We start from the raw sequence: 12,206 nt of genomic DNA on the forward strand, positions 1-12,206 counted from the left end.
GACGGCGGGCCGGCGATCGGCAGGTGCTACGGCGAGGGTCGCCGCGATCGGGTGGGCGCTACGGCGAGGGCCGCCGCGTTGGAAGACGCGGCGGCCCTGTGCCGACCTCGCCGGCGTGAGGTGTGCGGCTCAGGAACCGGGGGTGTTGTCGCCCCGCTTCGAGGTGGCCATCAGGAAGTCGCGGTTGAGCCGGCCGATGGTGTTCAGCGGGATGCCCTTCGGGCAGACCACGGTGCACTCACCGGCGTTGGTGCAGCCGCCGAAGCCGGCCTCGTCGTGCGCGTCGACCATGCCGATCACCCGGGTGTAGCGCTCCGGCTGGCCCTGCGGCAGCAGCGAGAGCTGGGTGACCTTCGCGGCGGTGAAGAGCATGGCGGAGCCGTTCGGGCAGGCCGCCACGCAGGCGCCGCAGCCGATGCACTCCGCCGCCTCGAAGGCGGCGTCCGCGTTGGCCTTGGCGACCGGGGTCGAGTGTGCCTCGGGGGCGCTGCCGGTCGGCGCGGTGATGTAGCCGCCGGCCGCGATGATCTTGTCAAAGGCGCCCCGGTTGACCACCAGGTCCTTGATGACCGGGAAGGCCCGGGCCCGCCACGGCTCGATGTCGATCGTCTCGCCGTCGGAGAACTGCCGCATGTGCAGCTGGCAGGCGGTGGTGCCGCGCTGCGGCCCGTGCGCGTCGCCGTTGATCATCAGGCCGCACATGCCGCAGATGCCCTCGCGGCAGTCGTGGTCGAACGCCACCGGCTCCTCGCCGGCGAGGATCAGCCGCTCGTTGAGGACGTCGAGCATCTCCAGGAACGACATGTCCGGGGAGACGTCGTCGACCTTGTAGGTCACCATCCGACCCTTGTCCTCGGGGCCGGACTGGCGCCAGATGCGCAGGGTCAGGTTCACTTGTAGCTCCGCTGCGTGGGGTGGACGTATTCGAAGTTCAGGTCTTCCTTGTGCAGCACCGAGGGCTCGCCGGTGGCGGTGAACTCCCAGGCCGCCACGTACGCGAAGCGGTCGTCGTCGCGCTCCGCCTCACCGTCGGGCGTCTGGTGCTCGGCCCGGAAGTGACCGCCGCAGGACTCCTCGCGGTGCAGCGCGTCGATGCACATCAGCTCCGCCAGCTCGAAGAAGTCGGCCACCCGGCCGGCCTTCTCCAGCGACTGGTTGAGCCCCTCGCCGGTGCCCGGCACCCGGACCCGCTGCCAGAACTGCTCGCGCAGCGCGCGGATCTCGTCGATCGCCTTGCGCAGCCCGGCCTCACTGCGCTCCATGCCGCAGTGCTCCCACATGATCTGGCCCAGCTCGCGGTGGAACGAGTCCACGGTCCGGTCGCCGTCGACGGCCAGCAGCCGCTGGATCCGGTCCTCGACGTCGGCGCGGGCCTGCACGGCCGCCGGGTGCGTGGCGTCGACCTTCTCGAACGGGCCGGACGCCAGGTAGTGGGCGACGGTGTTCGGCAGCACGAAGTAGCCGTCGGCCAGACCCTGCATCAGCGCCGAGGCGCCGAGCCGGTTCGCGCCGTGGTCGGAGAAGTTCGCCTCGCCGATCACGAACAGGCCCGGGATGGACGACTGGAGGTCGTAGTCGACCCAGAGGCCGCCCATCGTGTAGTGCACGGCGGGGTAGATCCGCATCGGCACCTCGTACGGGTCCTCGCCGGTGATCCGCTCGTACATCTCGAAGAGGTTGCCGTACTTGGCCTCGATGGCCTTGCGGCCGAGCCGGTCGATCGCGTCGGAGAAGTCGAGGTAGACGCCGAGCCCCGTCTGGCCGACGCCGCGCCCCTCGTCGCAGACGTTCTTCGCGGCGCGCGACGCGATGTCGCGGGGGACCAGGTTGCCGAAGGAGGGGTAGATCCGCTCCAGGTAGTAGTCCCGCTCGTCCTCGGGGATCTCCCTCGGGCTGCGGGTGTCGCCCTTGGTCCTGGGCACCCAGACCCGGCCGTCGTTGCGCAGCGACTCGCTCATCAGGGTCAGCTTCGACTGGTGGTCGCCGGAGACCGGGATGCAGGTCGGGTGGATCTGCGTGTAGCAGGGGTTGGCGAAGTACGCGCCCTTGCGGTGGGCCCGCCAGGTGGCGGTGACGTTGCAGCCCTTGGCGTTGGTGGAGAGGTAGAAGACGTTGCCGTAGCCGCCGGAGGCGAGCACGACGGCGTCCGCGAACTCGGTGGTGATCTCGCCGGTGACCATGTCCCGCACGACGATGCCGCGGGCCTTGCCGTCGACGACGATCAGCTCCAGCATCTCGTGCCGGGTGTTCATCTCCACGTTGCCGAGGCCGATCTGCCGCTCCAGCGCCTGGTACGCGCCGAGCAGCAGCTGCTGGCCCGTCTGGCCCCGGGCGTAGAAGGTGCGCTGCACCTGCGCGCCGCCGAAGGAGCGGGTGTCCAGCAGGCCGCCGTACTCGCGGGCGAACGGGACGCCCTGGGCGACGCACTGGTCGATGATGTTGACCGAGACCTCGGCCAGCCGGTGCACGTTGGACTCCCGGGAGCGGAAGTCGCCGCCCTTGACGGTGTCGTAGAAGAGGCGGTGCACCGAGTCGCCGTCGTTGCGGTAGTTCTTGGCGGCGTTGATGCCGCCCTGCGCGGCGATGGAGTGCGCCCGGCGCGGGCTGTCCTGGTAGCAGTAGGTCTTGACCCGGTAGCCCTGCTCGCCCAGCGTGGCGGCGGCCGAGCCGCCGGCCAGGCCGGTGCCGACCACGATCACGGTCATCTTGCGGCGGTTGGCCGGGTTGACCAGCTTGGCCTCGAAGCGGCGGCGTTCCCAGCGGGTCTCGATGGGGCCGTCGGGAGCCTTGGTGTCGGCGATCGGGTCGCCCTCGGTGTAGAGATCCATGTCAGGACACCAATCCGGTGAGTACGGCGAACGGGACCGCCAGGTAGCCGGCGCAGAGCACGACGGCGAAGCCCAGCGCCACGGCTCGGGCCCGCCGCTCGCCGCGCGGGCTCTGCTGGCCGAGGCTGCGCAGCGCGCTGAACAGGCCGTGCCGCAGGTGGAAGCCGAGGGTGACGACCGCCAGGGTGTAGAAGAGCGTGACGTACCAGCGCTCCGGGGCGAAGTCGGCCACCACGTTGGCGTACGGCCGGCTCGGGTCGCCGACCGGGTTCAGCGTGCCGGTGGTGAGGTCCAGGATGTGGTAGATCACGAAGAGCAGAATGATCACGCCGCCCCAGCGCATGGTGCGGGCCGCGTAGCTGCCCTGCACCTTCTTGCGGTGCGCGTACTGCACCGGGCGGGCGGCGCGGGCGCGCACGGCGAGGGCGGTCGCGGCCCAGATGTGGCCGAGCACCGCCGCCAGCAGCCCGATCCGCAGGATCCACAGGAACCACACGCCGGGCAGGATCGGGGCGCCGATCTCGCGCAGCCAGTGCGCGTAGTGGTCGAACGAGGTCGCCCCCGTGAAGATCTTCAGGTTGCCGAGCATGTGCGCGATGAGGAACAGCACCAGGATGATGCCCGTCACCGCCATGACGGCCTTCAGGCCGACGCTGGAGCGGATGGGCGACCGAGTTCTCGTGACTACCACGCGATCGACGCTAGGAGCACTTGATTCAGTCGTCCAATGCATCGAACTCGCAGTCTTGATAGCTATAGGCTATGTAGATGCAGCTCCATCAGCTGAAGTACTTCGTTGCGGTGGCGGAAGTACGACATTTCACCCAAGCCGCCGACATCGTGGGCATCACCCAGCCCTCGTTGAGTAAGCAAGTTCACGCCCTCGAGGACGGCCTCGGCGCCCCGCTGTTCGAGCGGGTAAGGGGCAACATCACGCTCACCGCGGCCGGTGAGGTGCTGCTGCCGCTGGCCAAGCGGATCCTCGCCGACGTCGACACCGCGACCCGCGAGGTGCAGGAGCTGGTCGGCCTGCGCCGTGGTCGGGTCCGGCTCGGCGCCACCCCCAGCCTCGCCACCTCGCTCGCCCCACCCGTGCTGCGCCGGTTCCGCGACGCCCACCCCACCATCGACCTTCGGGTGGAGGAGAGCGGCTCGCAGGACCTGGTCCGCGGCCTGCTCCGCGGCGACCTCGACCTGGCACTGATCATCATGCCGGCCCAGGGCACCGACCCGGGGCTGCGCGCCGACCCCATCCTGCGGGAGAGCCTGGTGGTCGCCTCCGTCGAGGAGCTGTCGGTGAGCCCGGAGACCGGTCAGCTGCGCGTCGCCGACCTGCGCGACCAGCCGATGGTGATGTTCCGGGAGGGCTACGACCTGCGCGACGCCACCCTCCAGGCCTGCCGGGAGGCCGGCTTCGAGCCGACCATCGCCGTCGACGGGGGCGAGATGGACGCGGTGCTGAGCTTCGTCGAGGCCGGGCTGGGCGTCGCGCTGGTCCCCGGCATCGTGGTGGCCCGGCGCCCCGGCGTACGCGTCACCCGGCTGGCCCCACCCGGCGTCCGGCGGACCATCGCGGTCGCCCGGCGCCGCGACGTGGTGCCCACCCACGCCGGCCGGGAGCTGCGCCGGATACTGCTGGACTACGTCCGCGACGCCACCACCGGCGGGGACCTGCCGCCGGGCGTCGAGCCCCTCTGACGCCGCCGGCACGCTGGTCCCACGGCGCCGGAACGCGCCGGTCCCACGCCGCCCGGCCGTGCCGTCCCAGGCCGCCCGGCCGCGCCATCCGACGCCGCCAGGTGCGCACGACGGAAGACGACCGGGCCCCGCCGGCCTGCCTACGCTGCCCGCATGGCAACGGGCAGCGCCGTGGTGATCGGCGCGAGCATGGGCGGGCTGCTGACCGCCTGCGCACTCACCGAGGCGTACGAGCGGGTCACCCTCGTGGACCGTGACCTGCTGCCCGAGCAGGCGGAGAGCCGCCGGGGCGTACCGCAGGGGCGGCAGTTGCACGTCCTGCTGACCCGGGGCCGGCAGGCGTTCGAGGAGCTGCTGCCCGGGATCTCGGCGGAGCTGAGCGCGCGGGGCGTGCCCACGGTCGACCTGCACGAGCAGGTCCACTGGTACAACAACGGCCACCGGATGCGGCGCGCGCCGTCCCCGCTGTTCGCCCTCGGGGTCAGCCGGCCGCTGCTGGAGCAGGTCGTCCGGGAGCGGGTGGCCGCCCTGCCCGGGGTGCGGATCGTGGCGGGCTGCGAGGTGGAGGGGCTGACCACCACCCTCGACCGGGGACGGGTCACCGGCGTACGGCTGCGCCTCCGCGACGGGGACCCGACCACCGTCGCCGCCGACCTCGTCGTCGACGCCGGCGGCCGGGGCACCCGCAGCCCGGTGTGGCTGGCCGAGCTGGGCTACCGGCCGGCGCCGGAGGAGCGGGTCAAGGTCGGCGTCACCTACCTCACCCGCACCTACCGGCGGGAGCCGCACCACCTGGAGGGGCTGCTCGGCGCGCTGACCAACGCCGTGCCCGGCCAGCCCCGGGGCGGCATCGTCGCCGTGCAGGAGCAGGGCCGGTTCGCGGTGGCGCTCAGCGGCATGCTCGGCGAGGAGCCGCCGGCCGACGACGAGGGGATGACCGCCTTCGCCGAGACCCTCGCCGCCCCGCAGATCGCCGACCTGCTGCGTACGGCGCGGCCGGAGAGCCCACCGGCGACGATGAAGTTCCCGGCCAGCGTGCGGCGGCGCTACGAGCGGCTGCGCCGCTTCCCGGCGGGCTACCTGGTGGTGGCCGACGCCGTGTGCAGCTTCAACCCGGTCTACGGGCAGGGCATGACGGTGGCCGCGCTGGAGGCCCTGCTGCTGCGCCGACTGCTGCGACGGCCGTCCGACCGGCTCGCCCGGCGGTTCTTCCGGGGCGCGGCCCGGCTGATCGACGGGCCGTGGTCCATCGCCGTCGGCACCGACCTGCGCTTCCCCGAGGTGCCCGGCCGCCGCTCGCCGCGGGTACGCCTGGTCAACGCGTACGTGGGCCGGCTGCACGAGGCGGCGACCCGGGACCCGGCGCTGGGCGCGGCGTTCCTGCGGGTGGTGAACCTCGTCGACCCGCCGACGCGGCTGCTCTCCCCGCCGGTGCTGTTGCGGGTGCTGCGCGGGTCGCCCTACCTGCCCTCGGCCTCGTCCATCGCCCGGTAGATCCGCTGCTCCGACACCGGGTACGGGGTGCCCAGCGCCTGGGCGAAGACGTTCACCCGCAGCTCCTCGACCATCCAGCGGATCTGCCGGACGGCCGTCGACTGCCGGCGCCCCGGCGGCAGCGCGGCGAGCATCTCCTGGTACTCCTTCTGCACCACCGCCACCCGGTCCTGCTGCTGCTTGTCGCGCTGCGGGTTGCCCGGCAGCCGGTCCAGCCGCCGCTCGATCGCGGTGAGGTAGCGCAGCAGGTCGGGCAGGCGCGCGTAGCCGGTCTCGGTGACGAAGCCCTTGTGCACCAGGCCGTTCAGCTGCGCCCGGATGTCGGCCAGCGCGGCCACCACCGCCAGGTTCCGCGTGGCGCCGAGGCGCTGCTCGACCGCGTACGCGGCGGCGAGCACCCGGCGCACCCGGTCCATGATCTCGACCACGGTGTCCACCAGGTCGGCCCGGACCTTGTCCCGCAGGGCGGCGAAGCCCTCGGCGTCCCAGGCCGGGCCGCCCGCGTCGCCGATCAGCTTGTCGATGGCCGCCCCGGCCGCGTCGGAGATCAGCTCCTGCACGCCGCCGTGCGGGTTGCGGCTCAGCGCCAGCTTCGCCTCGTTGGACAGCCGCCCCTGGAGGAACTTCGCCGGCGACGGCACGGTGAGCCGCAGCAGCCGCCGCGTGCCCGCCCAGTGCGCCGCCTCCTGCTCGGCGGGCGAGTCGAAGACCTTCACCCCGACGGTGTCGCCCTCGTCGACCAGGGCCGGGTACGCGGTCACCGCGTACCCGGAGCGGACCTGCTCGATGGTGCGCGGCAGCGTGTCGATGCTCCACTCGCGCAGCCCGGTGCGGGCGACGTCGGGTGCGGCGGCGGCCACGACCTGGCGTACCTCCGCCTTGAGCTGGCGTTGCAGGGCCGGCAGGTCCTTGCCCTCGGCGACCGGCTTGTTCTCCTCGTCGAGCACCCGGAAGCGGACCCGCAGGTGCGGCGGCAGCTTCTCCGGCTCCCACGCGTCCCGAGGCACGGTGACGCCGGTCATCCGGCGCAACTGCCGGGTCAGCGCGTCCAGCAGCGGCTCCTCGCCGGCGGGCATCGCGGCCAGCGCCGCGCGCGCGAAGTCCGGCACCGGGACGAAGTTGCGGCGCACCGCCTTGGGCAGCGAGCGGATCAGCGCGATCACCAACTCCTCGCGCAGCCCGGGCACCTGCCAGTCGAAGCTCTCCGCCGGCACCTGGTTGAGCAGGGGCAGCGGGATGTCGACTGTCACGCCGTCGGTCGGGGTGCCCGGCTCGAACCGGTAGGTCAGCGGCAGCGTCACCCCGTCGGCGGACCACTCGTCGGGGTAGTCGGTCTCGTCCACGCCGGTGCGGCCGGCGTTGACCAGCAGCTCCCGGGTGAAGGTGAGCAGGTCGGGCTGCTCCCGGCGGGTCTTCTTCCACCAGGCGTCGAAGTGCCGCCCGGAGACCACGTCGGCCGGGACGCGCGCGTCGTAGAAGTCGAAGACGGTCTGGTCGTCGACGAGGATGTCGCGGCGCCGGGCGCGGTGCTCCAGCTCCTCGATCTCCGCCAGCAGCCGCTGGTTGTCGGCCCAGAAGTGGTGGTGGGTCTGCCAGTCGCCCTCGACGAGGGCGTGCCGGATGAACAGCTCCCGGGACAGCGCCGGGTCGATCCGGCCGAAGTTGACCTTGCGTGAGGTGACCAGCGGGATGCCGTAGAGGGTCACCTTCTCGTAGGCCATCACGGCCGCCTGCTTCTTCTCCCAGTGCGGCTCGCTGTAGCTGCGCTTGACCAGGTGCTGGGCCAGCGGTTCGACCCACTCGGGCTCGACCCGGCCGGCGACCCGGCCCCAGAGGCGGGAGGTCTCCACCAGCTCGGCCGCCATCACCCAGCGCGGCGGTTTCTTGAACAGCGCCGAGCCGGGGAAGAGCGCGAACTTCGCGCCCCGGGCGCCCAGGTACTCGTGCTTCTGCGCGTCCTTGAGCCCGACGTGCGACAGCAGGCCGGGCAGCAGCGACTGGTGCACCTTCGGGGTGTCGATCTCCTCCGGCAGGTCCGCGCCGCCCCGGCGCCCGCCGCCGCCGTCGGCCGGTCGCCCACCAGCCTGTTCGGTGGTACGCCTCAACTGGCTGACGATGTCCTGCCACTCGCGTACCCGCAGGTAGTTGAGGTATTCGGCCTTGCACATCCGTCGGAACGCGCTGGAGGAGAGTTCGCGCTGCTGCTCGCGCAGGTGCCGCCACAGGTTGAGCAGCGACACGAAGTCCGACTCGCGGTCGGTGAACCGGGCGTGCGCCTGGTCGGCCTGGGCCTGCTTGTCGGCGGGCCGCTCGCGGGGGTCCTGGATGGACAGCGCGGCGGCGATCACCATCACCTCGGTGGCGCAGCCGTTGCGCTCGCCCTCGACGACCATCCGGGCCAGCCGCGGGTCGACGGGGAGCTGCGCCAGCCGCCGGCCCAGCGGGGTGAGCCGCTTCGCCGGGTCGGCCTCGGCCGGGTCCAGCGCGCCGAGCTCGTGCAGCAGGTTGACGCCGTCGGCGACGTTGCGCCGGTCCGGCGGGTCGATGAACGGGAACGCGGCGACGTCGCCGAGCCCGATCGAGGTCATCTGGAGGATGACCGAGGCGAGGTTGGTGCGCAGGATCTCCGGGTCGGTGAACTCCGGGCGGGACAGGAAGTCCTGCTCGTCGTAGAGGCGGATGCAGATGCCGTCCGAGGTGCGCCCGCAGCGCCCCTTGCGCTGGTTGGCCGACGCCTGCGAGACCGGCTCGATCGGCAGCCGCTGCACCTTGAGCCGGCTGCTGTAGCGGGAGATGCGGGCCGTGCCCGGGTCCACCACGTACTTGATGCCGGGCACGGTGAGCGAGGTCTCCGCCACGTTGGTCGCGAGCACCACCCGGCGCCCGGCGTGCGGGGCGAAGACCCGGTGCTGCTCGGCGGTGGAGAGCCGGGCGTACAGCGGCAGGATCTCGGTGCCGCGCAGCGCCGGCTTCTTCTCCACCAGCTTGCCCAGCGCGTCGGCGGTGTCGCGGATCTCCCGCTCGCCGCTCAGGAAGACCAGGACGTCGCCGGGGCCCTCGGCGGCCAGCTCCTCGACGGCGTCGCCGATGGCCTGGACCTGGTCGCGGACGTTCTCCTCGTCCTCCCCGTCGTCCTCGCCCTCGGCCACCTCGACCAGCGGCCGGTACCGCACCTCGACCGGGTACGTCCGCCCGGAGACCTCGACCACCGGCGCCGGTACGCCGTCGGGCTCGTCGGCGGTGGGCGGGCCCGCGAAGTGCCGGGCGAACCGCTCGGTCTCGATGGTCGCCGAGGTGATGATCACCTTGAGGTCGGGGCGGCGGGGGAGGAGCTGCCGGAGGTAGCCGAGGATGAAGTCGATGTTGAGGCTGCGCTCGTGCGCCTCGTCGATGATCAGCGTGTCGTACTGGCGCAGCATCCGGTCGGTCTGCAACTCGGCGAGCAGGATGCCGTCGGTCATCAGCTTGACCAGGCTGCGGTCGCTCACCTGGTCGCTGAAGCGCACCTTGTAGCCGACCACGTCGCCCAGCTCGGTGCCGAGCTCCTCGGCGATCCGGTCCGCCACCGTACGCGCGGCCAGCCGGCGCGGCTGGGTGTGCCCGATCAGCCCGGTGATCCCGCGCCCCAGCTCCAGGCAGATCTTCGGTAGCTGGGTGGTCTTGCCGGAGCCGGTCTCGCCGGCCACGATCACCACCTGGTGGTCGCGGATCGCGGCGGCGATGTCGTCCTTGCGCTCGCTGACCGGCAGCTGGGCCGGATAGGTGACCACCGGTACGGCGGCGCGCCGGCTCGCCAGCAGCGCCTCGGCCCGCGCCACGTCGGCGGCGATCTCGTCGAGCGCCGACTCCCGGCGCTGCGGGTCGCGCAGCCGGCGTATCCCGTCCAGGCGCCGTTGCAGGCGGCGCTGGTCGCGGAACATCAGGGGACGGAGGCGGCGGTGCAGCTCGCGGACGGGGTCGGTCGCGGCGGGTGCGGCTGGATTCTGCATGTCGTCGCCAAGGATAGGCAGCCGACGGCCGGACCGCCCCCGGGTTACCGCCGCACCGCCCCGGCCCGCGCGCGCCCACGCCCGTCGGGGGCGCGCGGCGGCGTCGCCTCGGACCGGCCGTCGGGGCCACGCGGCGGCGTCGCCTCGGACTAGAGTGGGGCGTCGACCGACCTTGGCCACGGGGGACTGGATGACGATGCGCGACACCGACCGGGCCCTGGTGCAGGCCGCCACGGCGGTCGCCAAGCTGCGCTGCCGCAGCGACAACCACACGGTTGCCGCCGCCGCGCGGACCACCGACGGCCGGGTCTTCACCGGGGTCAACGTCTACCACTTCACCGGTGGGCCCTGCGCCGAGGTGGTCGCGGTCGGCGCTGCCGCCACCCAGGGCGTCACCGAGCTGGAGACGATCGTCGCGGTGGGCGACCGGGGGCGCGGGGTGATCCCGCCCTGCGGGCGCTGCCGGCAGGTGCTGCGCGACTACTTCCCCACCGTCCGGGTCATCGTCGGGCCGATGGACGCGCTACGCGTGGTGCACGTCGCCGAACTGCTGCCGGAGACGTACGTCTGGGCCGACCAGCAGCTCGACGGGCCCGCCGGCCCGCTCCCCGCGCCGCGACCGGCCGACTGACGTCCCGGGCCGTCAGTCGCCGGCGGCGGCCGCCAGGATCGACCGGGGCAGCGGCACGCTCTCGAACCGCACGATGCCCTCCGGCACCATCCAGCTCATCACCTGCACGCTGAGCCGCCCGGCCCGCACGGCCGGGTCGTTGTGGTAGAGCTCTCGGGCCTCCTGCGGGGAGATGGAGAGCACGACGAACCCGCGCAGCCGCTCGTCGTCGGCGTCGACGAAGGGCCCCGCGGCCAGCACGAGCCCCTGTTCCACCAGCCCCGCGTGGTGAGCCAGGTGGGCGTCCTGCAACCGGTCGGCCGCGTCCAGCGGTAGCTGCGGCGCGTCCGTCGGCCGGCTCAGGAGCACCACTGTGTGCTGGTCGAATCGCATGCCCACAACCCTAGGGCGGCCGGGGCCGCCGCCCGACCGGATCCGGCGCTGTCCGCCCTGCTCAGCGCCGCCCGGATCGACGACGGCGAGTTAGGCCCGGCCAGGGCGTTCCGCTACGGTAAGGCGACCCTAAGCCCGAACGTGCAGGAGCCTCGTGACCACCCTCGCCACCCGACCGGCACCTGCCGGCACCCGGCCCCGGGCGCGTGGGGGCCGTCGGCTCGCGGTCACGGTCGCCGCCGCGCTGGTGCTGCTGCTGGCCGTGCTGGCGAGCTTCGCGCTCGGCAGCCGGGCGCTGGCCGTCGACGAGGTGTGGCGCGCGCTCATCGCCCCGGACGGCGGCGAGGCCGCCACCATCGTGCGGGAACTGCGGATGCCGCGCACCGCGCTGGGCCTCGCCGTCGGGCTGGCGCTCGCCGTCGCCGGTGTCCTCTTCCAGGCCCTCACCCGCAACCCGCTGGCCGAACCGCGGATCCTCGGCATCAGCGCCGGCGCCTCGTTCGGCGTGGTGCTGGCCATCTCCGTCTTCGGCGTGAGCACGCTGGCCGGGTACGTCTGGTTCGGCATCGCCGGTGCGCTCGGGGCCGGCGTGCTGGTCTTCGCCGTCGCGGCCAAGGCCCGCGAGGGCGCCAGCCCGGTCACCCTCGCGCTGGTCGGCGCGGCCCTCGACGCCAGCCTCGCCTCCGTGGTGTACGCGCTGCTCAGCATGGACGCCCGCACCTTCGAGGAGTACCGCTTCTGGGTGGTCGGCGGGCTGACCGGCCGGGACCTCACGGTGGCCGCCCAGGTGGTGCCGTTCGTGCTCGCCGGGCTGGTCCTGGCCGCCCTCGTCGCCCGGGGCCTGGACGCGCTCGCCCTCGGCGACGACGTGGCCCGGGGCCTCGGGCACCGGATCGGGCTGGTCCGAATCGGCGGCGGCGTCGCCGCGGTGCTGCTCACCGGGGCGGCCGTCGCCGCCGCCGGGCCGATCGCGTTCGTGGGGCTCGCGGTGCCGCACCTGGCCCGCGCCCTGGTCGGCGCCGACCACCGCTGGACCCTCGCGGTCTCGGCGCTGCTCGGGCCCGCGCTGCTGCTCGGCGCCGACGTCGTCGGGCGGCTCGTCGCGCCGCCCGGGGAGGTGCCCGCGGGCATCGTCACCGCGCTGATCGGTGCCCCGCTGCTGGCCTTCCTGGTCCGCCGCGCGAAGGTCGTGAC

The 12,206-nt window shown here is 73.2% G+C and carries 9 protein-coding genes; 4 read left to right on the forward strand and 5 right to left on the reverse strand.

Annotated features, from left to right (window positions below; all coding sequences use genetic code 11):
* Positions 1-129: 129 nt before the first annotated feature.
* The 3 genes from F6X68_RS23870 to F6X68_RS23880 are packed head-to-tail and all read right to left on the reverse strand — an operon-like array spanning position 130 to position 3,519.
* Entirely contained in the window at positions 130-894 is a 765-nt protein-coding gene (locus F6X68_RS23870; RefSeq protein ID WP_132235856.1) for a succinate dehydrogenase/fumarate reductase iron-sulfur subunit, read from the reverse strand.
* Entirely contained in the window at positions 891-2,828 is a 1,938-nt protein-coding gene (locus F6X68_RS23875) for a fumarate reductase/succinate dehydrogenase flavoprotein subunit (protein ID WP_151456381.1), read from the reverse strand. The genes F6X68_RS23870 and F6X68_RS23875 overlap by 4 nt, the downstream gene beginning before the upstream one ends.
* A 1-nt stretch (position 2,829) precedes the next feature.
* Positions 2,830-3,519, reverse strand: coding sequence for a succinate dehydrogenase cytochrome b subunit (locus F6X68_RS23880; protein ID WP_225852390.1), 690 nt, complete (start codon positions 3,517-3,519; stop codon positions 2,830-2,832).
* 77 nt (positions 3,520-3,596) lie between these two features.
* Between F6X68_RS23880 and F6X68_RS23885 the strand changes: the two genes are divergently transcribed.
* Positions 3,597-4,526 (forward strand): LysR family transcriptional regulator, encoded by a 930-nt coding sequence (locus F6X68_RS23885; RefSeq protein WP_151456383.1) that lies wholly within the window; start codon positions 3,597-3,599, stop codon positions 4,524-4,526.
* A gap of 153 nt (positions 4,527-4,679) precedes the next feature.
* On the forward strand, positions 4,680-6,020 hold the full coding sequence (locus tag F6X68_RS23890; protein WP_151456384.1) for an NAD(P)/FAD-dependent oxidoreductase: 1,341 nt from the start codon (positions 4,680-4,682) through the stop codon (positions 6,018-6,020).
* Here the strand turns inward: F6X68_RS23890 and hrpA are convergent.
* Positions 5,987-10,009 carry an ATP-dependent RNA helicase HrpA gene (gene hrpA, locus F6X68_RS23895; protein WP_151456385.1) on the reverse strand — a complete coding sequence of 1,341 codons (4,023 nt, stop codon included), beginning with the start codon at positions 10,007-10,009 and terminating at the stop codon, positions 5,987-5,989. The genes F6X68_RS23890 and hrpA overlap by 34 nt on opposite strands.
* Before the next feature lie 190 nt (positions 10,010-10,199).
* On the opposite strand from hrpA, the gene F6X68_RS23900 reads away from it, so the two are divergent.
* The gene (locus tag F6X68_RS23900) at positions 10,200-10,640 is read left to right on the forward strand and encodes a cytidine deaminase (protein ID WP_132235868.1); all 441 of its coding nucleotides are present in this window, start codon (positions 10,200-10,202) and stop codon (positions 10,638-10,640) included.
* A gap of 12 nt (positions 10,641-10,652) precedes the next feature.
* On the opposite strand, the gene F6X68_RS23905 is transcribed toward F6X68_RS23900, so the two are convergent.
* Positions 10,653-11,012, reverse strand: coding sequence for a YciI family protein (locus F6X68_RS23905; RefSeq protein ID WP_151456386.1), 360 nt, complete (start codon positions 11,010-11,012; stop codon positions 10,653-10,655).
* A 154-nt stretch (positions 11,013-11,166) separates the two neighbouring features.
* On the opposite strand from F6X68_RS23905, the gene F6X68_RS23910 reads away from it, so the two are divergent.
* Positions 11,167-12,206 (forward strand): iron ABC transporter permease (locus tag F6X68_RS23910; RefSeq protein ID WP_151456387.1); only part of this gene is annotated, 1,040 nt, incomplete at its 3' end.

Source organism: Micromonospora sp. AMSO12t (assembly GCF_008806585.1).
GTDB classification, from domain to species: domain Bacteria; phylum Actinomycetota; class Actinomycetes; order Mycobacteriales; family Micromonosporaceae; genus Micromonospora; species Micromonospora reichwaldensis.